The sequence below is a fragment of the Nonomuraea sp. NPDC050536 genome, assembly GCF_044457685.1.
Taxonomy (GTDB): Bacteria; Actinomycetota; Actinomycetes; order Streptosporangiales; family Streptosporangiaceae; genus Nonomuraea.
The window spans coordinates 101460-123670 of record NZ_JBITHD010000020.1 but is presented as its reverse complement, the minus strand read 5'-3'; the positions used below and the strand labels follow the sequence as shown (position 1 = coordinate 123670).

The following is a 22211-nucleotide window of genomic DNA, read 5'->3' as shown; positions in this document are numbered from 1 at the left end:
TTTCGGTCTGTTCACTACGGTGAGTCGACATGACGGCGCAGGCATCGCTGGCCCCTTCACAACCCACCCGCGAGCACTGGCTGGCGGTGCGGCCAAGGCTCATTCTGGCCTCCGCCTTCATGCTCTTCCTCGAGCTGGCCCTGATCCGGTGGACCGGGTCGAACATCGTCCACCTGAGCTATTTCACCAACTTCGTGCTGCTCGGCTCGTTCCTCGGCATCGGGCTGGGGTTCCTGCGCGTGGGCAGGTCGGGGCGCCAGCCGTACTACTCGCCCGTGGTGCTGTTCGGGCTCGTGGTCGTCGTGCTGATGTTCCCCGTGACCGTCGACAGGAACACCGAGGGCGTCCTGTACTGGACGTCGCTGGCGACCACGGGGCCGCCGGCGTGGGCGATCCTGCCGGTGATCTTCGCGGCGGCGGCGCTGACGCTGATGGGGCCCGCCGAGCTGGTCGGGCGCTGCTTCCCCGAACTGCCGCGGCTCGAGGCCTACCGCTACGACCTGATCGGCAGCCTGAGCGGGATCGTGGCGTTCACGGCGCTGTCGTACCTGAGCGCGCCGCCGGTGTTCTGGGGGCTCGTCGCGGCGATCTGCTACGGGCTGCTGCTGACGCCCAGGCCGCTGGCGCACTACCTGTTCCTGGTCACGGTGCCGTCGCTGGCGATCGTCACGCTGCTGCTGTCGGAGACGCTGACCGCGGGGGCGATCTGGTCGCCCTACTACAAGGTGACCTTCAAGCAGTTCATGCAGCTGGGGGTGCCCGTCACCGACATCTCGGTCAACGGCATCCCGCACCAGCAGGCCGTGCCCGCCGCGGCGCGACTGCAGTGGGAGCGGCAGTACGGCCTGCCGTACGAGCGTTCCAGCACGCCGCTGGACGACGTGCTGATCGTGGGCGCGGGCAGCGGCACAGACGTGGCGATCGCGCTGTCGAAGGGCGCCAAACACGTCGACGCGGTCGAGATCGACCCCAAGCTGCGCGAGCTCGGCGGCTCCGTCCACCCCGACAAGCCCTACGCCGACCCGCGCGTGACCACCACGATCACCGACGGGCGCGCCTACCTGGAGCGGACCCCGAAGAAGTACGACCTGATCCTGTTCGCCCTGCCCGACTCGCTCACGCTGGTGTCGGGGGCCAGCTCGCTGCGCCTGGAGAGCTACCTGTTCACCGAGGAGGCCATGCGGGCGGCGCAGACCCACCTCAAACCCGGCGGCGCGTTCTCGATGTACAACTACTACCGCGAACCGTGGCTGGTGGACCGGCTCGCCTCGACCGTGCAGGCGGCCTTCGGCCACAAGCCGTGCGTCGACGTCGTCAGCCAGGCCGGGCAGCAGGCCGTGATCACCGCCGGAGTCTCGCCGTCGGCGCAGAAGTGCGAGACGGAATGGGCCGGCGCGGCGGCGGGCACGCCCCCGCCGACCGGGGACGACCGCCCGTTCCTGTACCTCAAGGACCGCGACGTCCCCTCGATCTACCTGATCACGCTCGGGCTGATCCTGGCGGTCAGCCTGCTCGCCGTGCGCGTGGTCGCCGGGCCCTTCGGGCGGATGCGTCCCTACGCCGACCTGTTCCTGCTCGGCGTGGCGTTCCTGCTGCTGGAGACCAAGAGCGTGACCGGGTTCGCGCTGCTGTTCGGCACCACGTGGGTGGTCAACGCGATCGTCTTCGCCGGGGTGCTGGTCGCGGTGCTCGCCGCGGTCGAGGTGACGCGCCGCTTCCGCACCCCGCCGCTGCCCGTCATGTACGGCGTGCTGCTCGCCGGGCTGGCGCTGGCCTGGCTGGTGCCCAACTCGTGGCTGCTGTCGCTGCCGCTCCCCGTGCGGGCCGTGGCCGCGGTCGTGGTGGCGTTCCTGCCGATCTTCGCCGCCAACGTGGTCTTCGCCAAGCGGTTCTCGGACACGGCCGACCCCACCACGTCGTTCGGGGCGAACCTGCTCGGCGCGATGGTGGGCGGGTGCCTGGAGTACCTGGCTCTCGTGATCGGCTACCGGGGGCTGCTCATCGTGGCCGCCGTGCTCTACCTGGGGGCCTTCGCGCTGCTTCCCCGGCGAGCCGCCTGACCGGAAACGGCGCGGAAACGCGGCACGGTGTTTCCTCTGCGCCATGTACGCACACGCGATCAGCGCGCTCTGCCTGGTGGGGGCACCACCTACTACAGCCCCGTCGACCTGGTCAGGAAGTCCCGCGCGCAGGCCCGCACCGGCGAGCCGGGGGAGAGGTTCTCCTACTCCAACACCGACTACACGCTCCTCGGCATGGTCATCGAGAGGGTGACGGGCCGCTCACTGGCCGGACGGGGGCAAGGTGTTCGCGATCTCCGCCACGCTCACGCTCCGCGACACCACCGCTGCCGTCCTCGCCATGATCAAGACCGTGGAGTCGGTTCTGTGCCCGTAGCGGTTCAGTCGGGGAGCCGGGCGGCGAGGCCGTCCAGGACGCGGTCGAGGCCGTAGAAGAAGCGTTCCTCCGAATCTACGTAGCGCCGCGCGCCCTCCTTCGTCATGCGGGTGAACAGCGGATAGTCGCCGCTCTTGAGCACCGACTCGATGAAGGGCGCCTGGCGCATCAGCCACTGGCCGAGATCGACCCCCGTCTGCCGGGACGCCTCGATCTCGGCCAGCTCGGACGACACGAACCCGCTGACGAACGCCGACACCGTCCCGACCATCGTCAGCATCCCGTCGATGGAGACCCCGAGCCCGTCGACCGTCCGCAGCGCGGCCTCCATCACCCGTATCCGGTTCGGGCCCGCCGTCTGGCGGCCCACGGTCAGCGGGGCGATCCACGGATGGCGCAGCATCACCTGCCGGCTGCGTACGGCCAGCCCGCGCAGATCCGCCCGCCAGTCGCCGCTGACCTCGTCGGGCAGGTACTCCACGGCCACGGCGTCGAGCATCAGGTCGATCAGGTCGTCCTTGCTGGAGACGTAGCGGTACAGGGACATCGTGCCCGAGCCGATCTCGGCGGCCACCCGCCGCATCGAGATCGCCTTCAGCCCCTCGGCGTCGGCCACCCGGATCGCCGCCTCGGTGAGCTGTGCCCTGCTGAAACTCGGCCGTGGGCCACGGGCCGGCTCCTCGGGCCGCATCCACACATTCGTCATTGCGTACACCATACCCGGTTTTGTAGGGTGGATTTCCGAAACCGGGTACGGCGTACCCGGTTCCCCCTTCGACCTGGAGCCGCCCATGCCCATCCCCGGCACGGACCTGTTCGACCTCCCTCCCCTGTGGGACGGCGCGCCCGCCTGGCTCACCAAGCCCGTGCTGCTCGCCGTCCTCGCCGTCGTGATCATCTGCGGCCTGGGCTGGGCCGCCTTCGCCCGGCCCCGGCTGGTGCCCCGCGGCCTGCAGAACGTGGGGGAGTACGCCTACGTCTTCGTCCGCGACCAGGTCGCCCGGCCGTTCCTCGGCAAGGACGCCGACCGCTGGATGGGGTTCCTGCTCACCCTGTTCCTGCTCACGCTGACCTGGAACCTGATGGGTGTCGTGCCCGTGATCCAGTTCCCCGTCGCCTCCCACATCGCCTTCCCCGCCGTGCTCGCCGCCGTCGTGTACGTGATCAAGCTGTACCTCGGCTTCAGGCACCAGGGCTTCGCCGGGTTCTTCAGGAACGCGATGTTCCCGCCCGGGCTGCCCAAGGCGCTGGCGCTGGTGCTGTACGCCCCGCTCGAGCTCGTCTACATCTTCGTCACGGCGCCGTTCACGCACGCGGTGCGGCTGTTCGCCAACATGTTCGCCGGCCACATGCTGCTGGCGTTCTTCAGCGCGGTCGGCTTCTGGTTCACCCTGGCCCATCCCACGCTGCCCGGCTTTCCGGTCGGCGTCCTGGGCGTGCTCGCGACGTGCGTGCTGACGGCCTTCGAGATGTTCATCCAGTTCCTGCAGGCCTACCTGTTCACCATGCTGGCCGCGATGTACCTCGGCGACGCCATCCACCCCGCCCACTGACGCCCGCCGTACGCCCGGCTCGGATCAGAACGCCGGCGCTCTCGCACGGAACGGCACATGATCGCGTACGGCCGGCGCCGGCCGAGCATGGCTCGCTTGGAGCGGTGGGCGTTCCGAGCTCCAAGGATTGTCGGTGGGGTCTTGTTCAATGGCCCGCATGGAAACGGAGACCAAGAGGAGCGGGCCGTTCTGGGACATGCTCGAAGGTCGGCTTCCCCAGCCGCCCGCCGCGCGGCTCTTAGGGTGGGAGCTCGTCGAGATCGACCCCGACAAGGGAACCATCGAGGTGGCGTTCCAGGCGGGTGAGCAGTTCGCGAACCCTGTGGGGGTGATCCAGGGCGGGTTCCTCGCCGCGATGCTCGACGACACGCTCGGGCCCGCGCTGGTGGCGACGCTGCCGCCGGACAAGTTCGCGCCCACGCTGGCACTTCACGTGCAGTTCCTGCGCCCGGCGCGGCCCGGGCGGCTGGTGGGGCGGGGGCGGGTCGTGCAACGGGGCAAGGAGGTGTGCTTCCTGTCCGGGGAGCTCGTGGACCCCGACGGGAAGCTCGTGGCCACGGCCTCAGCCACGACCCGGATCCAGACCGTCCGCTCGTAAGATCCGGGGCTTTGGTATGCCCGGGGCTCGGTCGTGCGCTTCGGGGGTACCTTCGCCGACCACCACGGCTGCGGCTCGGGGCTTGGTGGGCTTGGGGCCGGCTCGGCGTGGTGTGACCGGCCATGGGCGTTTCCAGTGGGCGGAGCTAGGGCATGGCGCGTGTCCGACGCAGCTTGAACGGGTCCCTCTCCGCGTGGTGCCCGGCCTTCGCGTCCTCCGCGTAGTGCCCCGTGTCTCCCTCCGCGTGGTGATCGCGTTTCGCGCGGCGCCGGCGGCTTCCCTGAGGAGTGGTTCGCACGGCACGTCGGCGGGGTCGCTGCTCGTGGCCTTGGGTGAACATGGCGAGACACCATCCCGAGGCGATGCAGGGGAGCGGGGTTCCGGCTCGGCGGCGGTGTCCCGCAGCTCCCTTGTGGGTGGGCGTCAGACGGGTGGTGGTCCAGGCGGGTCCGGGGCGAGGACCATGCCCTTAGAGGCCGCAGACCTCGCTGAGGCTCTTGGCGGTCTTGTTGCTGCCGTTCTGGGTGGGGGTCTGGGTGGGGCGCTGGGCCAGGTGGGTCCGGGTGGGGCTGGCCGTGGGCTGGCCGGGGGAGGCCGTGACGTCGGCCGCTTGGGCGCGCTGGGCGGGCTTGGCGGAGTCCTGGAGGGCCTTGGCCGTGGCACGCCGGATCTTGAGCCAGTCCGGGCGGCCCGAGTAGAACTCCGGCGGCACGAACTGCAGGCTGGTGATGCGGGCGCCCTTGACCTTGACCGCGAGCTCCACCAGCGGCTCGACGAGCTGCTTGGGGATGTTGGTCTGCGCCAGCCGCTTCGTCGCGTTGGCGATCTTGGAGAAGTTCAGCAGGATCTTGTCGGCCGTCGCCTGCTGGGCGAAGGCGCCGATGACGCAGCGCTGGCGGGCCATGCGGGAGAAGTCGTCGCTGTCGACCCGGGACCGGCCGTACCACAGCGCCTCCTCTCCGCCGAGGCGCCGGTAACCGGCCTTGATGGTGCCTGCCGTACCGAAGTGACCGCCCCACTTGATGTCGCGCTCGACGCGGATCTTGAGCCCGCCGATCGCGTCGACCAGGTCGGCGAAGCCGTACATGTTCATCAGGGCGTAGTAGTCGATCTTCACGCCGAGCGTGTAGCCGATGGCGTCCATCAGCGCGCGCGGGCCCTTGTTCTTGCCGCCCATGAGCTGCGGGTTGTCGTTGGCGTACTGCCAGACCTCGTTGAGCAGCCCGCCGTTGGGCAGCTCGGCCATGTAACCGTTGGGGAACTGCTTGTGCAGCGGCGAGTTCGGCGGGAAGCGCACGTGCTGCATGTTGCGCGGCAGGCTCAGCAGCACCGTGTTGCCGGTCTTGGTGTTGACGCTGGCCACCGTCATGCTGTCGGTCCGCACGCCGGTACGGTCACCCGCGGCGTCACCCCCGATCAGCAGGAAGTTGACCCGATCGCTGCTCTCCCACGGGTTCGCCGGGTCCGTGGGCACCGGTGCCGCGTCGGAGTCGGTGGCCGAGGGGAAGATCTTGTCGATGGTGTTCTTGAAGGTGAGCATGTAGTTGGCGGTGAGGGCGAACGGCGCCATCACGGTCACGCACAGTAGGCCGATGGCCACACCGGAGACGATCTGGCCGAGCTGGTCGAGCCGGTTGGGCCGCAGCACCACGTAGGAGACGGCGATCAGCGCGAACCAGGCCAGCGCGAGGCCGGAAGCGATGACGATGACCGCCGTCTGCGCGCCCGCGCCCGCGAACACGGTGAGGTTGTTCAGGTTCCTGGTCAGGCCGTAGGCCAGGGCGGCGAGCAGCAGCACGGCGTAGACGCCGACCAGCGCCAGCCCGGTACGGCGATGCCCGGCCCGCAGGTGCGCGGCGCCGGGCAGGATGGCCGACAGGGCGGTCCAGCCGATGACGGAGCCGAGCGTCAGCGGCTTGGCGAACCGTGGGGCGGCAGGAACGGGCGTACGCCGAGGCACGCGCCGTTTTCTGGTTGAGTCCACCCCATCGGCTCCTTCACAGGCCTACCTGGCAAAACGCGGTTTTGCCCCCCATTGGACAGAAGATTGCCAGGATTCTAGCTCCCATATAGGGACATCCGAGACATGTGCCCAAGCTGAGATGAACGCCGCATGACGTCAGGACGTCGTCGAAGAGTCCGCTGCCCAGGTGTTGCACTGGTAGGCCGTGTTGCGCAACCACCCCTGGCGGAACCACCGGTTGTTGTTGACGGGAGCCCCGTGGTCGCGGGGCCATCCGGGGTAGTCGCCGACCTGACCGTAGAACTCGAACAGGCGGTTGCGGTTGGCCGGGCTGACCGGATAGGAGTTCGCCACGGACCTCATCCACATGCCGCCGAGGCACGTAGCCTGGAGCTCCAACCTTCTGCTCAGCGCGAGCTTCGCGCTCTGGCTGGAGCTGGCCAGCGTCTTGTCCCACCAGGAGCCCATGATCCCGGACATCTCCTGCACGTGGTGACCGTACTCGTGGGCCATCATGCTGATGATCCCGCCGTTCCACTGGATGAACTCGCCGTAGCCGCGGGCGTTGCCGTTGCCCCTGGCCATCGCCGAGGTGGAGGCGTAGATCGTGTTGTTGCGCGGGCAGTAGAAGGGCACCATGCTCCCCGGCGACGGGAAGTCGCCGCACGCGCCCCTGCCGCCCTTGGGGGTGATCGCGTAGTTCGGCGCGCGGAACTGGATGCCCTGGCGCTCCAGCGCCGGGCCCCAGACGCGGCTCATGCACTGCCCCGTCTTCAGGATCAGCGCCTTGAGCTGGCTGTGGCTGAAGATGCTGCCGTTGCCCGCGGGGCAGGTCGACTTCGGCAGCCCGCCGGCGCGGTAGAGCGTGTTGCCCTTCAGCGTTCGGTTCACGGTGACCTGCTGCGGCGGGTTCACCGGATCCTGCGTGGGCGACTGCGTCGGCGTCGAGTCGTCCGTCGGCTGCGTCGGCTGCGTTGTCTCCGCCGGTGGCGGCGTGTACTCGGTCGGCGGGTGATACGGGTCGTACGAGCTCTCGGTCGGCAGCGCCACCGGCTGGTAGACCTGGTGGCTCGCGCTCTTGAAGACCGCCCCCACGACCACCATCAGCACGAATAACGCGGCCACCGAGCCCAGCACGATGCCCAGGATCCCGGCCGCGCCCATCCCCTTCTTCCTGCGCGGCGGCGGCCCCCACGGCCCGCGCGGCGGCCCCGGCGGTCCTGGGGGCATCGGCGGCGGCGGTGGTGGTGTCGCCCACTGCTGTGGCGGGGGTTGCTGCTGCGGGTACGGCTGGCCCTGCGGCGGGAACTGCGGTCCCTGTGGCGGGAACTGCGGCCCCTGAGGCGGGTACGGCGGGCCCTGGGGAGGCGCCTGGGGCGGGTACGGCGGGCCCTGGGGAGGCGCCTGAGGCGGATAAGGCGGGGCCTGGGGAGGCGCCTGCTGCGGGTACGGCTCGCCGTACCCGCCCCCCTGAGGTTGCGGCTGGCGGTACCCCGGCGGCGGCCAGGGCAGCGACGGTGGCCGCTGGGGCTGCCCAGGCCCCTGTGGCGGGGGTGGGTACTGCCCGTTGCCTGTCACCGTGTATCCCCCTTTACGCGGTTGTCCGCAATGAGTGCCCTTGCGCGGTCGCACTCCGGACCTTTGCCGAATTTGGGGCAGAAGCATACTGATTTATCACCCGTCACGGATGTAGCGGTACTCGGTTACAGTCCGAAATCATTCGAGGTGATCTCCGCTATGTCCCGGACCGCGCGGCAGGCGGTGTCCTAGCTTCAGTGGCATGAATCTGCAGCAGCTCCGCTACGTGGTCGCGACTGCGGAGCACCGCACCATGACCGACGCGGCCAGGTCGCTCTACATCGCGCAGCCTGCGCTTTCGCGCGCGATCCGGGATCTGGAGCGGGAGCTCGGCATGACGCTGTTCGCCCGTTCAGGACGCGGTGTGGTGGTCACCGCGCAAGGCCGCCGAGTGGTGAAGCTGGCGAGGGAGGCGCTCGACGCCGTACACGAGATCGAGGGCCTGGCCAACCACGGCGGCGCCACCGAGGCGGAACTCCGCATCGCCTCGACCCCCAGCCTCGAGCCCGGTCTGGCGGGGCGGCTGCTGCCCGCCTACGCCGCCGAGCATCCGGGGATCCGCGTGCACATCGTGCGCTGCGACGGCAGGGACGCCGTGGTCAGCGCCATCAGGGACCAGCGGGCCGATCTCGGCCTGACCGACCTGCCGGTGCCCACCGACCTGATCACCCATCCGCTCGAACGACAGGAGATCGTCCTGATCTCCCCGCCGGGCCTGGACCTGCCGAACCCGGTGCCGATGCGCTGCCTCGACGGTATGCGCCTCGCTCTGCCCGCCCGTGGCAGCGTCCGGCGCAGGGAACTGGACGCCATGTTCGGCAAGTACGCCGTCAATCCCGTGGTGGTCCTGGAGACCGACGAGCGCAACGGCTGGCTCAACGCGGTCCGCGCCGGGCAGGCCTCCCTCCTGTGGTACCGGGGGATGGCCGAGCAGGCCGCCAGGGCGGGCCTCGTCGTCCGCTCCCTGGAACCCGCCGTCCGCCGCGTCATCGCCGTCATCCACGCCCGCCGCCGCCTGCCCCTCATCGCCCAGGACTTCCTGGCCACGGCGGAGAAGGGCTCCGCAGCCTGACCCCCGACGGCGCCGCCCGCGCCCGGCGCCGTCCCGAAGCCCGCCCGTTCTGTGGTCCGCCGCGCTGACACGCCTTCCTCAAGGCCCCGCAACCAGGAAATGGACCTACGGCCACGGCTCCGAAGATCGTATGCTCATCCCATGACGCGACCGCAGCCGACCTGCGTGGCCGACCCCCTGTCCGGCCGGCTCTGCGCGGTGCTTCTCGGCGGCTTCTTGTAACGACGAAACGCGGTCACGCGAACCTGCGGCCATCCACGCGGAAGGGATTCCGATCATGCAGGTGCGGCAACCGTATGACGACTAGGCCAGGTCCGGCTCGCCCGTTCGTGGGTCGGAAAGACCTGCTGAACATCGCCCAGCAGCTGATTGACCAAGCCGCGCAGGGCACCTTCCAGTTCCTGGCGGTCGCCGGTGATCCAGGTATGGGAAAGACCTGGTTCGTCAGGGAGCTGGCCGAACTGGCCGGAGCAAAAGGGATGGCGATCTCGTGGCGCCAGATCGCCGAGACCTCCTCCGCTGCCCCGCTCAGCACCATCGTCGATGCGCTCGATGACCTTCTCGACGCCAAGAGTCACGACCCGATGGCGACGAAAGCCGGTGCGGCGCGGCGCGAGGACGTCCTGGCGGGTTTCGATCTCCAGACGGGGACAGCGGATGCCGATCCCACGCGGCAGGCTCATCATCGAGAGTTCCGCGCACTGCGGCAACTGATCAACGAGCTGGATCTCCCGCAGGGAGTGACGCTCATCCTCGACGACCTCCATCTCGCCGACGACCACTCCATCGAGTTCGTGGACCACCTCCTCCGCCGTCCGCCGGGCGTGCCCATGCTGATGGTGGTCACCTACCGCACGGCCCAGGCCTTTCCGAAGCTCGCCCGTCTCCTGTCCAGCGGCAGCCCCCGGTCGAACACGGTGCTGCTGCGGCCGTTCAGCAGGAACGAGGCGGAGCCCTTCTTCGACGACGGCATCGATCCAGCTCGACGGCAGGCGCTCTACGAAGCCAGCGAAGGAAACCCCTTCTATCTCGAAGCGCTGGCCTACATGAGCCTCCTGGGCACCGCTGAGCTGCCGCCATGCGTGCGTGCCGCCTTCCAGGAAGAACTGAACCGCTTGACGCCGACGGCGCTGCTCGTCGCGCAGGGGGCGGCGACGTTCGACGATGACTTCGCCCCTTTCATGGCGGCCACGGCCGCCGAGGTCCCGGAATCGGCAACGCTGATGGCGCTCGATGAGCTCGTGCTGCGAGACATCGTGCGGACCACGTCCACGGGCCGGTTCAGGTTCCGTCATGAACTGGTCCGGCGAACCGCGGAGGAATCGTCGACCACGAGTTGGCGGATGGGAGCACACGGACGGGCCGCGGCCCACCTCGCCGCCATCGGCGCCTCGGAGGTACGCCAGGCATATCACCTGGAGCGCGCGGGCTCCCTCGGCGGTCCGCATGCCATCGAGACTCTGCTCAGCGCTGCTTCCGCGATACGGGCGACCTCCCCGCTGGTCGCGGCGGGCTGGTTGCGGAACGCGCTTGATCGGATGCCGAACTCTCCGGACATCTCCGAAGGACGGCTCGACGTCCTGCTGAAGCTGAGCTGGACCCAGAGCCTGGGCGGTCAGTTGGCAGAAGCCCGGGAAACCGCGCAAGCGACGCTCGCGTTGCTCCAGACCGACGATTCCGCGCTCAGAGCGCGGGCTGTGAGCCTCTGCGCGTTGGCCGAGCGGCAGCTCGGCCGGCCGCACGAGGCGCGAACTCTTCTCTTGGAGGAACTCCAGCGGACGCCCCCGTCCTCTCGTCGTCAGGCGAGGGTGCTGCGGAGGCACCTGGTGGTGGAGAACATCCTGCGGGCCGACTATCCGGCGGCTCAGGCGGCGCTGGAGTCGCTGGCCGAACTCTCGGATGAGTCGGAGCCCGGTGTCACTCTCACTGTCGCCGCATTACGGCCCATGGCGGCCTTCCGTACCGGGCGGACACGGGATGCCCTGCGCTACGCACGCGCGGCCGAAGACATGATCGCCGACTCCACGGACAGGGATCTCGCTGCGAGCCTGGACGCGATCTGTATAGCGTGCTTCGCCGAGACGGCGATGGGGCGCTACTCGGTAGCGCTTCGGCATTTCACCCGTGCCATCGCCGTCGCCCGCGCGAACGGCCCGGCCTACGTGCTGACGGACCTCCTGGCCGGTTACGCCCAGACCCTGATCTGTCTGGGGCGCCTCGAGGAGGCGATGACAGTCACCGAGGAGAGCCTGGTACAGACGCGGTCGTGCGGTTCAGGACAGCAGCGGGTCCTGACACTGGCCCAGCACTGCCTGGCCGCGACCTGGTCGGGGGACCATCTCACGGCCTTGCGCGCCGGCGAGGAAAGCCTGCGGGTGAACGTCGGCGGCGAAGAGGTGTGGATCGCCCTCGCCCAGTACGCCCACGGAGTGGCGCTCATCAACTATGGGCGTTCGCCGGAAGGCGCGCAGTCCATCCTCGATGCCTGCGACCGTTTCCAATCTCCGCACCTGTCGCCAGGGATTGTCCTGTCCTGTGCGGAGCTGCTGGCTCAGACGGATGCCGAATCGGGACGGCTGTCCGGCGCGCAGGCGTACGCGCACGAAGCCGCCACGCTTCTCGATCCCGACCTCACCGCATTCATGGGGTTCGTCCCGCTGGCACGCGCCCACGCGCTGCGGCCCTCGGATCCTGCCGCCGCCGCGGTGCTCGCCGTGGAGGCCTCGCGTCAGTTGATCTCCGGCGGGCGCCGGCTCGACGCAGGCCGAGCCCTGCTGACCGCCGGCGGCGCGCAGCGAGAGGCAGGAGAGCTGGAACTCTCGAGGGAGACCCTGAGCGAGGCGACGAAGCTCTTCGAGTCCTGCGGAGCCCGCGCACTCCAGGCGCGAGCCACCCGAGAGCAACGACAGCTCGGCGTCCGGGTCCCACGGGTGCCGCCGAAGCCCAGCAGAGCCGCGAAGGGATCGCATGGGCTCTCTCCGCGAGAACGGGAGATCGCCCTGCTGGTCGCGGAGGGTCTGTCGAACCATCACATCGCCACGCAACTCTCGCTGAGCATCCGCACCGTTGAGACTCACCTCTCGCATGTGTTCGCGAAGCTCGGTGTGACCTCGCGGGTCATGGTCGCGACGTTGCTGAACAACGAGTGATGAAGGTCGATCGGGCCCGCGCGGCGTAGGCAATATCTCATTCGATAACTGCATCCCTTTCTGATGTCGAAAGGGAGCAGGCGTCTTCGGCTGATGATGAGCGACGCCGGCGGACCGCGCCATCGTGGTAAACCCCCGTATCGGTATCGTGGTAAACCCTTACTCCCGGCTGCCGTCATTCCCGCTGGTCAGGCGTCGCGGCCGCTTCGTCTGAGGCCACTTGACAGAGCCGTCAAGCCCGGATGACCATGGCGCCCAGGCCGGTTTCCGGCCGCACCGACCCATGTTTCTCTCAGGCAATTCTCCAGCAGTCGTCATCGACACTTCACCCATGCCTGGAGTTCCGGAAAAGCTGCCCGCTGAATCAGCTCGAACCGCAGATTTTCGCTGTTGACGGCATTTATCAAAGGGCCTAATCTCGGCAAAGCATCCAAAAGGGTGTGGCATCCAAGTCTCACTGCACGGAGGTGCGCATGAGTTCAGCGGAGATCGCTCGGATCAGAAACAGCCTGAAGTCCGCGAACAGTGCCGGCCAGCTGCTCGGCACGCCTTTCGCGGACGAGCTCGAGCAGTTGGCGGAGAACTTCGCCGGCTGCGTCAGCGACGGTGGCTTCAACTCCAGCATCTGATAGAGCAACAGTATCCCTCTACCTCTGCCAGGCAGAGGGATACTGTCATTCACCACATGGGGTGCGACATGCCAGAGGAAATCCACATTTCGAGTCCTCGTCGCAAAGAGTGGCCGGAGAGCGGCCTGCGGACGAATGGATTCAAGGCTCTGCCGTTCAAGCTGTTCATCGCGAAGATTCACGAACGCTGCAATCTGGCGTGTACGTACTGCTACATGTACGAAATGGCCGATCAATCCTGGCGTGGGCGGCCGATAGTCATGGCGGACGAGACCGTCGAGGCGCTCGCCGAGCGCATATCCGAGCACGCTGTCGCGCATGACCTGCGGAGTGTCGGCGTCACCATGCACGGCGGTGAACCGCTCCTGGCCGGCGCCCAGATGATCGATTCTTTCGCCCGCACCATTCGCACCGCCGTCCACGGAACGGCCATGGTGAACTTCAGAATCCAAACGAATGGACTGTTGCTGGACGAACGAATGCTCGACATGCTGCTGCGCAACGATGTCCGGGTCGGGGTGAGCCTGGACGGTGGCATGGAGGCCAACGACCGGAGCCGCAAGTACCGCAACGGCAACGGCAGCTACGCGGACGTGGCGAAGGCGCTGAACCTCCTCAGGTCGGACCGATTCCGTGCGGCTTTCTCCGGCATTCTCTGCACGATCGACCTGAGAAACGATCCGGTGGAATGCTACGAAGCCCTGGCGGAATTCCTGCCGCCCACCATCGACTTCATGCTCCCCCATGGAAACTGGACGGAGACGCCTCCTGGGCTGACCGGCCGGCCGAGCTCCACACCCTACGCCGACTGGCTCATCAGGCTGTACGAGCACTGGCGAGCGAATCCGCGGAGGACGAAGATAAGGGTTTTCCAAAGCATTTTCCAGCTGTTGCTCGGCGGGCCCAGCAACGTCGATTCGCTGGGACTGTTGCCGATCCAGTTCGTGGTCGTCGACACCGATGGCAGCCTCCAACAGGTCGACTCGCTGAAATCGGCGTTCCCCGGAGCCCCCGAGACCGGGCTGAACGTGTTCGACCACAGCTTCGACATGGCCCTGACCCATCCCGCGGTGATCGCGAGGCAGATGGGCGTCTCGGGACTGTGCGCCACCTGCCAGACGTGCGAGATACGAGACACCTGCGGCGGCGGCCTCTACACCCACCGCTACCGCAGCGGCTCCGGGTTCCTCAATCCGTCGGTGTATTGCGCGGACCTGTTACGGCTGATCACCCACGTCCGGCGGGACATGAGACGGGAACTCCTCGGGACAGAGGAACCGTCGGATGAATGAACCGCGCGTTCCGGACTACCGGCAACCAGGCGGATCCAAGCCGTCCGCCCGGCGTCTGCGATCACGTTCTCGGAGCTTGGGAAACTGAGCGTGCGTCGCGACCCTTCTTCCTCCCTGTGGCGAAACAGGAACTACGTCCTGCTCTGGCTCGGCTCCGCGGTGTCCATCACCGGCAGCCGCGCCTCCGCCGTGGCCCTTCCCCTGCTCGTTCTGGCCGTGACAGGTTCCCCCGTGCAAGCGGGCTGGGTCGCGCTGGCGGGAGTGCTCCCCGACCTCATCCTCTACATCCCAGCCGGCCCGTACGTGGATCGGTGGGACTGGCGGCGGGTGATGGTGCTGTCCGAACTGGGACGGGGAGTGGCCGTCTCCGTCCTGGTCGTCACCTTGATCACGGGTACGCAGAACGTCGCCGTCTTCGTCGTGGCCGCCTTCGTCGAAGGGTCGTTGGGCGTCCTCTACCGCCTGGCCGAGCGCATCTCCGTGCCATCGGTCGTAGCCGCTGATCAGATGGCGCCCGCATTGGCGGGGAACGAGACGCGAACCCATATCGCGGGGCTGGTGGGGCGATCCCTCGGCGGCTTTCTCTTCGGCTTGGGGCGAGCCTTCCCCTTCGTCGTGGACGCCCTCTCCTTCGTCTTCTCCTTCGGAACCCTGATGGCCATGCGGACGACCACGCGGCGTTCGGATCGCGCGCAGCGTCACGTCGTGCGTGAGATGAGTGATGGGCTCCGTTGGCTGGCGCGCAACCCCTTCCTGCTGGCCGACACCGTGATCACGGTGGGGGTGGGAATCTGCGTGCACGCCCTGATCCTCACCTTCGCCGCGAGCGCCCAGCGGAACGGGGTGTCACCCTTCCTCATCGGCGTCACACTCGCGTCGCCAGGCGTCGGCGGAGTGATCGGCGGGCTCGTCGCCGCTCCTCTCTTCGGACGCTTCGGATTCTCGCTGATCCTCGCGCAGATCTGGATCTGGACCGGAGCGCTCGCGCTCCCGCTCCTGGCAGTCGACGTCCTGCCCGTGATGGGCGCCCTGCTGATCACCGGTTTCGTGGGATCGATCGGGAATGTCGCTGCGAACACCTATCTGGTTCAGCAGACCCCGGCCCACATGCTGGGACGAGTGTCCAGCGTCGCGCTGACGGCTTTGTTCGTGGGCAACGCCGCAGGGCCTCTGCTGGGTGGCTTCCTGACGGAGCGGGTGGGCGTTGACACGGCCGCGCGCGTTGTGTTCGCGGGGATGCTCCTTGTCACCGTGTGGGCTACCACCGTCCCCGCGATACGCCGGCCGTCGGCCTATCTGGCCCCGCAGGCGAACACGACCTAGGCGAAATGCGTGAGGGTGCGGCTCCAGGGCGTCAGAGGCAGTACGACGGCCCACCCGCCCGTCCGTGTGGAGGATGCGGGATCGCACGATAGCCTCGCCCTGATGAGCACTCTGCGCCTAGGGCGCCGCGAGTTCGGCCCCGGTGAGCACGCGGTCATGGCGGTCGTCAACCGCACCCCGGACTCCTTCTTCGACAAGGGCCGGACCTACGGCTTCGACGCGGCCATCGACGCCGTGGACGCCGCGGTCGCGGGCGGGGCCGACATCGTCGACATCGGCGGCGTCAAGGCGGGCCCCGGCGACGAGGTGGACGCCCGCGAGGAGATCCGGCGCGTGGCCGACCTGGTGGCGGCCGTGCGCGAGCGGCATCCCCAGCTGGTGATCAGCGTCGACACCTGGCGGGCCGAGGTGGGCGAGGTCGTGGCCCAGGCGGGCGCGGACCTGCTCAACGACACCTGGGGCGGCGTCGACCCGGGCCTGGCCGAGGTCGCCGCCCGGCACCGCATCGGGCTGGTGTGCGCGCACGCGGGCCGGGTCACCCCGCGTACGAGGCCGCACCGGATCGCCTACGACGACGTGGTGGCCGACGTCATCGCCTACACCACGGACCTGGCCGAGCGCGCCGTCGCCGCGGGCGTGGCACGCGAGTCGATCCTCATCGATCCCGCGCACGACTTCGGCAAGAACACCTTCCACTCCCTGGAGATCAGCCGCCGCCTGGACGAGATGACGGCCACCGGCTGGCCGGTCCTGGTCGCGGTGTCCAACAAGGACTTCGTCGGCGAGACGCTCGGTGGCCTTCCGGTCGACCAGAGGCACGCGGGCACGATCGCCACCCTGGCCGTGTCGGCCCTGCAGGGCGCGCGGGTCTTCCGCGTCCACGACGCCGCCTCCGCCCGTACGGCTCTCGCCGAGGTCGCCCACCTGCTACCGGACAAGCGGTAGCAGAAGGGCACCTGCCTGCTACCGGACGGGCGGCAGCAGGAGGGCACCTGGCTGCTACCGGACGGGCGGTAGCCGTACCACCGCGCGGAGGCCGGGGGAGGCGTCCTCGAGGTGGACCGTGCCGCCGTGGGCGCGCACCGTCTCCCTGACGATCGCCAGGCCGAGCCCTGCGCCGCCCTCGTCGCGGCTGCGGCCGGAGTCGAGGCGGGTGAAGCGGTTGAACACCCGCTCGCGGTCCTCGACGGGGATGCCTGGCCCGTCGTCCGTCACCGTCAGGACGCCGTCGGCCGTGAGCGCCACCTCGACCTTGCCGGAGGTGTGCCGGATCGCGTTGTCGACGAGGTTCGTCAGGACCCGCGAAAGGTCGAGCGCGTCCCCGGTCACCAGGACCGGGTCGCAGACGGTGAGGCGGGCCTCGCCGTACCTCTCAACCGTCTGCCGCACGACCTCGTCCAGCTGCACCGGCTCGCGCCGCCCCGGCACGCCGCCGCGCTCGTCCAGGCGGGCCAGCGCGAGCAGGTCCTCGGCCAGCCGAGACAGCCGCATCGCGTCCTCGAGCACGCCCTCGGCCGTCTCCTGCCAGTCCTGGCCCTGCGGATGCCCCAGCGCCACCTCCAGCTGCAACCGGATGCTGGCAAGCGGGCTGCGCAGCTCGTGCGCGGCGTCGGAGACCAGCGCGCGCTGCCGCTGCTCGGCCTCCTCGAGCCGGGCCAGCATGTCGTTGAGCGTGGTCGCCAGCGAGTGCACCTCGTCCCGTGCCTCCGGCACGGGCAGCCGCCGCGAGCGGGCGGTGTGCGTGATGTCGGCCGCGCCCCTGCGCAGCGCCGCGATCGGCCGCAGCGTCCTGCCGATGACCAGCCAGCTGGCCGCGGCCAGCAGGATGATCAGCAGCGGCGTCCCGACGAACAGCACCCGCCCCGCGGTGCTCAGGCTCTTCTGGATCTCGCTGATGGGCCTGGCCGCCAGCACGGTCACGCCGTGGTCGGCACTGATCATCACCACGCGCAGCGGTCCGGGAATGGCGTACGGCCGGCCGTCCAGGTAGGCCGCCTCCCCGGTGCGCAGCAGCTCCGCCCGCGCCTGCGCCCCGAGCAGCGGCACCAGCCGGTCGGCGCCGAAGGTGACGTCGGTGATCTGGCCCTTGGCGTCGATGACCTGCACGATCGTGCCGTCGTGGGTGCTGATCGGCGTGGGCAGCGTGCCGGCGTCGGCCTGCACCCTGACCGACTGCGCCTGCTGCCTGGTCGACTCGTCCACCCCGTCGATCAGCGTGCTGGACAGCACGCTGAGCAGCACCGACGCCGACACGGCCAGCGCCAGTGCGAGCACGGCGGCGGCCACGCACGTCAGCCGGAAGCGCAGGGTCTGGCGCCGCCACCAGGTCAGCGGGGAGTCAGCCACCGTCGCCGGCCAGCCGGTAGCCCGCGCCGCGCACGGTCTGCAGGGCGTTCCTGCTGAAGGGGGTGTCGATCTTGCGGCGCAGGTAGCCGACGTACACCTCGACCACGTTCGGATCGGTGTCGAAGGTGTCCCACACGTGCTCGAGGATCTCGGCCTTCGACACCACCTCGTCCCGCCTGCGCATGAGGAACTCCAGCAGCGCGAACTCCCGCGGCGTCAGCTCCACAGGGCTGCCCGTGCGCTCCACCTTGCGCCGCGCCGGGTCCAGCGTCAGGTCCCCGGCCGTCAGCACCGCGGGACGGCGCCCGGAGTCGCGCCGCAGCAGCGCCCGCAGCCTGGCCACCAGCACCACGTAGGAGAACGGCTTGGTCAGGTAGTCGTCGGCGCCCAGGTCCAGCCCGTCGGCCATGTCGTACTCGCCGTCCTTGGCCGACAGCATCAGGATCGGCACCCAGTTCTCCTCCGCGCGCAGCTGCTTGCACACGTTGTAGCCGGACAGCCTGGGCAGCATGATGTCCAGCACGACCACGTCGTAGTCGCCCTGCCTGGCCTGGTGCAGGCCCTGCTCGCCGTCGTGGGCGAGATCCACGGCGAACCCCTCGGCCTGCAGCCCGCGCTGCAGCGCGGCCGCCATCCGCCGTTCGTCCTCGACGACCAGTACTCTCATGCCTGCGATCCTCCACTGCCTCGGCTGAGACAACGCTGAGAAGCCTGAGAGCCATCTCAGACAGTCTCAGGCTCGCCTAAGGATGCCCCACGCACTCTGGAGTCATCGACATACGGTTAAGGAGTGACATGCGTAGAGGCACGTTCGTGAGGTGGGGAGTCCCGATCGCCGTGGCGGCGGTGATCGGCGGCGCGATCGGAGCCGGCCCGGTCATAGCCGCGGTGAGCGGCAACCCGCAGCTGCCGGAGCGTTCGGCGCAGCAGCTGCTGGCCGACGCGGTCGCCGCGAGCCACAAGGCCGGCGGCCCGCCGCCCATGTCAGGCACCGTCCAGCAGACAGCTTCGCTCGGCCTGCCGGCGCTGCCGCAGGCGGGCGGCAGCTCGCCGCTGAACCTGCTGTCCGGCTCGCACGAGGTGAAGGTCTGGTACGGCGCGCAGAACAAGCTCAGGGTGGCCTTCCCCACCCAGATGAGCGAGTCCAACCTGATCGTCAACGGTGACCAGAGCTGGTACTGGGACAGCGCCACCAAGACGGCCACCAGGCTCAAGTTCGACGCCGGCGCGCGGAAGCCCGAGGACCTGGCGCCGCGGCCGACCGACCTGACGCCGCCGCAGGTGGCCGAGCGGATGCTGGCCAGCGCCGACCAGCACACCGCGATCCGGGTGATCAACAACGCCGAGGTCGCCGGCCGCGCGGCCTACCAGCTCGTCCTGGCTCCCAAGGAGGAGGGCTCGCTGGTGCAGGAGGTGCGCATCGCCCTCGACGGCGAGACGTACGTCCCGCTGCAGGTCCAGGTGTACGCCAAGGGGTCGGCGGAGCCCGCCTTCCAGGTCGGCTTCACCCAGGTGACCTTCAGCGCCCCGGCGGAGGAAAACTTCCGGTTCACCCCGCCCGCCGGAGCCAAGGTGGAGGACAAGACGATCTCCGGCAAGGACGCAGGCAAGGAGCACGCCGACGCGGAGAAGGCGCGCGGCGCCGTCAAGTCCGTCGGCGAGGGCTGGACCACGGTCGCGGTGCTGCCGGTGTCGGCCGCCGAGCTGGCCGCCAAGCCGCAGCAGGACCAGGGCGGCAGCGACAAGGGCGGCGAGGGCGAGTGGGACGGCAAGGGCGCCGACCTCGGCTCGGCGGTCGACGGCGTGCTCAAGACCGCCACCCCGGTCAGCGGATCGTGGGGGTCGGGCAAGCTGATCACCACCAAGCTGGTCACCGCCCTGCTGACCGACGACGGCCGCCTGCTGGTCGGCGCGGTCACGCCGGAGGAGATCGAGAAGGCGGCAGGCATCAAGTGAGTGTTCTCACGCAGGAAGCGGGGGCGCCCTTCGGGGCGGCCCTGCCCGCTTCTGGGCCCGCCGCCGACGCCGCGATCGTCACCAGCGGCCTGACCAAGCGCTTCCGCGGCGGGCAGGTCGCGGTCCACGCGCTGGACCTGGTCGTGCCGCGCGGGTCGGTCTACGGCTTCCTCGGGCCGAACGGCTCGGGCAAGACCACCACGATCCGCATGCTGCTCGGCCTCATCTCGCCCAGCGCGGGCGAGCACGCGATGCTCGGGCTGCCGCTGGCCGAGGCGCTGCCCCGGGTGGGCGCCCTGGTGGAGGGCCCGGCCTTCTACCCGTACCTGTCGGGCGAGGCCAACCTGCTGCGCTACGACGCCGCCGATCCCACCGCGCCGGGCGGCACCGCCCGCAGGCGCGCGGGCGAGGCGCTCGAGCGGGTGGGCCTGTCGGCCGCGGCGGGCAAGCGCTACCGCAACTACTCGCTCGGCATGCGCCAGCGCCTGGCCATCGCGGCCGCCCTGCTCGGGCCGCGCGAGCTGCTCATCCTCGACGAGCCGACCAACGGCCTCGACCCGCAGGGCACCCGCGAGGTGCGCGCGCTGGTCAAGGAGATCGCCGCCGACGGCACCACCGTCTTCGTCTCCTCGCACCTGCTGGCCGAGGTCGAGCAGATGTGCACGCACGCGGCGATCATGCGCACGGGAAAGCTCGTCGCGCAGGGCACGATCGCCTCGCTGAACGGCGGGCAGACGGTCAGGATCAGGATCGAGACGCCCGACGTGGCCGACGCCGCCCGGGTGCTCGGCTCGCTCGGGCTGGAGGACGTGCGCGCCGGGACGGCCGACGTGACCGCCGAGCTGGGCGCCCAGGCGCCGGAACGGGTCAACGCCGCGCTGGTGGGCGAGGGCGTGGCCGTACGCGGGCTGTCCGTGGTGCGGCCGAGCCTGGAGGACGTGTTCGTCGGACTTACCGGGGAGGGCTTCGATGTCGACGGCTGAGACCGCGCACGCCGATCTGGGCACCAGGCGCACGCCGGGCCTGGTCCCGGTGACCGAGACGATGCGCACCGCCGAGCGAAACCCGGCGGAGGAGCCCGTCGCCCCGCTGCCGCCCGGGCGCACGCCGTGGGCGTTCTGGCGGCTGCTCGGCTCGGAGCTCGGACTGACGTTCCGCCGGCCGCGCAACCTGGTCATCCTGGCCGTGCTGGCCTGCGTGCCCGTCCTGTTCGGTGTCGGCCTGCGCATCGCCGCGAGCGACGACGCGATGGGCGGGCTGATCGGCTCCGTGGCGGGCAACGGGCTGATGCTGGCGTTCCTGTCGTTCTCGTTCCTGGTGCTACTGCTGATGCCGGTCGCGGTCAGCGTGGTGGCCGGCGACTCGATCGCGGGGGAGGCGGGCGGCGGCACGCTGCGGTACCTGCTCGCCGCACCGGCCGGCCGTACGCGCCTGCTGCTGGTGAAGTACCTCAACGCGGTCGTGTTCGCCTACGCGGTGACCGCCGTCGTGGCGCTGTCGGCGCTGCTGACCGGGCTGGTGCTGTTCCCGGTGGGAGAGGTGACGCTGCTGTCGGGCACGACGATCTCGGTCGCCGACGGGCTGCTGCGGATCCTCATCGCCGTCGGCTACGTGGGCGCGGGCATGGCGGCGCTGGCCGCGGTCGCGCTGGCGCTGTCGACGCTCACCGAGGTGTCCATCGGAGCGATCGCGGCCACCATGGTCCTGGTCATCGTCTGCCAGGTGCTGCGGGCGATCCCGCAGCTGGAACCGATCACGCCGTACCTGCTGCCGACCTGGTTCACCCGCTTCGACGCGGTGCTGCGCAGCCCGATCTCCATGAGCGACCTCACGCAGGGGCTGCTGGCGTTCGGCTCCTACATCGTGCTGTTCTTCTCGATCGCATGGGCCCGCTTCTCCGGCAAGGACATCACGAGCTGACGCGGGCGCCGTCCCTCACGGCCGCCACCAGACCGCCGAGCCCCGTCACGGTGGCCGCCCGGTCCAGGGCGGCCGTCAGCGTGCCCTCGTAGGTGCCGCTCGCCTCCTGCTTGCGGGTACGGCCGGCGTCGGTGATCACCGTGTAGACGCCGCGGCGGTCGTCCGGGCACAGATCCCGGCGGGTGAACCCGGCCGCCTCCAGGCGCCCCACCAGGCGGGTCACCGAGCTCTGGTTGAGACCCAGCAGGTCGGCCAGCTCCTGCATGCGCAGCTCGCCGTCCGGCGCCGTGGACAGGTGACACAGCGCCCGGTACTCCGACAGGCCAAGCCCGTGCCTGCGCTGCAGGGCCGCGGCCAGCTCGTGCTCCACTCGGGCGTGCAGCCGCACGACCCCGGTCCAGGCGTCGTCGTCCAGGGAAGCCATCGTCACTCCTC

Annotated in this window: 18 protein-coding genes and 1 pseudogene; 13 read left to right on the top strand and 6 right to left on the bottom strand. The window is 69.6% G+C overall.

The genetic code is table 11. The annotated features are described in order from the left end of the window. Positions 1-29: 29 nt before the first annotated feature. Both ACIBHX_RS40660 and ACIBHX_RS40655 read left to right on the top strand, forming a co-directional pair. Positions 30-2060, top strand: a complete 2031-nt coding sequence (locus ACIBHX_RS40660) for a spermidine synthase (RefSeq protein ID WP_397072839.1) — start codon at positions 30-32, stop codon at positions 2058-2060. Positions 2061-2087: 27 nt separating this feature from the next. Then, positions 2088-2279: pseudogene (locus tag ACIBHX_RS40655) on the top strand (serine hydrolase); the annotation flags it as partial. A gap of 122 nt (positions 2280-2401) precedes the next feature. Here ACIBHX_RS40655 and ACIBHX_RS40650 read toward each other — a convergent pair. Further along, positions 2402-3103 carry a TetR/AcrR family transcriptional regulator gene (locus ACIBHX_RS40650; RefSeq protein ID WP_397072837.1) on the bottom strand — a complete coding sequence of 234 codons (702 nt, stop codon included), beginning with the start codon at positions 3101-3103 and terminating at the stop codon, positions 2402-2404. Between the two features lie 85 nt (positions 3104-3188). Between ACIBHX_RS40650 and atpB the strand changes: the two genes are divergently transcribed. After that, positions 3189-3950 carry a F0F1 ATP synthase subunit A gene (gene atpB / locus ACIBHX_RS40645; protein WP_397072835.1) on the top strand — a complete coding sequence of 254 codons (762 nt, stop codon included), beginning with the start codon at positions 3189-3191 and terminating at the stop codon, positions 3948-3950. Positions 3951-4107: 157 nt separating this feature from the next. Then, a complete protein-coding gene (locus ACIBHX_RS40640; protein ID WP_397072833.1) occupies positions 4108-4548 on the top strand; it encodes a PaaI family thioesterase in 441 nt (146 codons plus the stop codon). A gap of 469 nt (positions 4549-5017) precedes the next feature. Here ACIBHX_RS40640 and ACIBHX_RS40635 read toward each other — a convergent pair whose 3' ends face one another. Next, positions 5018-6508, bottom strand: coding sequence for an LCP family protein (locus ACIBHX_RS40635; RefSeq protein ID WP_397072832.1), 1491 nt, complete (start codon positions 6506-6508; stop codon positions 5018-5020). Between the two features lie 159 nt (positions 6509-6667). Then, on the bottom strand, positions 6668-7741 hold the full coding sequence (locus tag ACIBHX_RS40630) for a neutral zinc metallopeptidase (protein ID WP_397072830.1): 1074 nt from the start codon (positions 7739-7741) through the stop codon (positions 6668-6670). Between the two features lie 550 nt (positions 7742-8291). On the opposite strand from ACIBHX_RS40630, the gene ACIBHX_RS40625 reads away from it, so the two are divergent. The 6 genes from ACIBHX_RS40625 (at position 8292) to folP (ending at position 16499) form a co-directional block, all read left to right on the top strand. Further along, a complete protein-coding gene (locus tag ACIBHX_RS40625; RefSeq protein ID WP_397072829.1) occupies positions 8292-9161 on the top strand; it encodes a LysR family transcriptional regulator in 870 nt (289 codons plus the stop codon). Between the two features lie 329 nt (positions 9162-9490). Beyond that, on the top strand, positions 9491-12310 hold the full coding sequence (locus tag ACIBHX_RS40620; RefSeq protein ID WP_397072827.1) for an AAA family ATPase: 2820 nt from the start codon (positions 9491-9493) through the stop codon (positions 12308-12310). 473 nt (positions 12311-12783) lie between these two features. Further along, positions 12784-12939: a hypothetical protein gene (locus ACIBHX_RS40615; protein WP_397072826.1), complete on the top strand. Its 156-nt coding sequence runs from the start codon at positions 12784-12786 to the stop codon at positions 12937-12939. A 68-nt stretch (positions 12940-13007) separates the two neighbouring features. Beyond that, positions 13008-14231 (top strand): FxsB family cyclophane-forming radical SAM/SPASM peptide maturase, encoded by a 1224-nt coding sequence (locus tag ACIBHX_RS40610; RefSeq protein ID WP_397072824.1) that lies wholly within the window; start codon positions 13008-13010, stop codon positions 14229-14231. Between the two features lie 90 nt (positions 14232-14321). After that, positions 14322-15554 (top strand): MFS transporter, encoded by a 1233-nt coding sequence (locus ACIBHX_RS40605; protein WP_397072822.1) that lies wholly within the window; start codon positions 14322-14324, stop codon positions 15552-15554. A 102-nt stretch (positions 15555-15656) separates the two neighbouring features. Continuing rightward, positions 15657-16499, top strand: a complete 843-nt coding sequence (gene folP, locus ACIBHX_RS40600; protein WP_397072820.1) for a dihydropteroate synthase — start codon at positions 15657-15659, stop codon at positions 16497-16499. Positions 16500-16553: 54 nt separating this feature from the next. Here the strand turns inward: folP and ACIBHX_RS40595 are convergent, their stop codons facing one another. Together ACIBHX_RS40595 and ACIBHX_RS40590 are read right to left on the bottom strand one after the other, a co-directional pair. Continuing rightward, positions 16554-17900, bottom strand: coding sequence for a sensor histidine kinase (locus ACIBHX_RS40595; protein WP_397072819.1), 1347 nt, complete (start codon positions 17898-17900; stop codon positions 16554-16556). Continuing rightward, positions 17893-18567: a response regulator transcription factor gene (locus tag ACIBHX_RS40590; RefSeq protein WP_397072818.1), complete on the bottom strand. Its 675-nt coding sequence runs from the start codon at positions 18565-18567 to the stop codon at positions 17893-17895. Before ACIBHX_RS40590 ends, ACIBHX_RS40595 begins: the two co-directional genes overlap by 8 nt. A gap of 128 nt (positions 18568-18695) precedes the next feature. Between ACIBHX_RS40590 and ACIBHX_RS40585 the strand changes: the two genes are divergently transcribed. The 3 genes from ACIBHX_RS40585 to ACIBHX_RS40575 are packed head-to-tail and all read left to right on the top strand — an operon-like array spanning position 18696 to position 21776. Further along, positions 18696-19856, top strand: coding sequence for an outer membrane lipoprotein carrier protein LolA (locus ACIBHX_RS40585; protein WP_397072816.1), 1161 nt, complete (start codon positions 18696-18698; stop codon positions 19854-19856). Then, the gene (locus tag ACIBHX_RS40580; protein WP_397072814.1) at positions 19853-20839 is read left to right on the top strand and encodes an ATP-binding cassette domain-containing protein; all 987 of its coding nucleotides are present in this window, start codon (positions 19853-19855) and stop codon (positions 20837-20839) included. Before ACIBHX_RS40585 ends, ACIBHX_RS40580 begins: the two co-directional genes overlap by 4 nt. Next, positions 20826-21776 (top strand): ABC transporter permease, encoded by a 951-nt coding sequence (locus ACIBHX_RS40575; protein WP_397072813.1) that lies wholly within the window; start codon positions 20826-20828, stop codon positions 21774-21776. The genes ACIBHX_RS40580 and ACIBHX_RS40575 overlap by 14 nt, the downstream gene beginning before the upstream one ends. On the opposite strand, the gene ACIBHX_RS40570 is transcribed toward ACIBHX_RS40575, so the two are convergent. Continuing rightward, positions 21766-22200, bottom strand: a complete 435-nt coding sequence (locus ACIBHX_RS40570) for a MarR family winged helix-turn-helix transcriptional regulator (RefSeq protein ID WP_397072811.1) — start codon at positions 22198-22200, stop codon at positions 21766-21768. The two genes, ACIBHX_RS40575 and ACIBHX_RS40570, sit on opposite strands and share 11 nt — an antisense overlap. Positions 22201-22211: the final 11 nt, after the last annotated feature.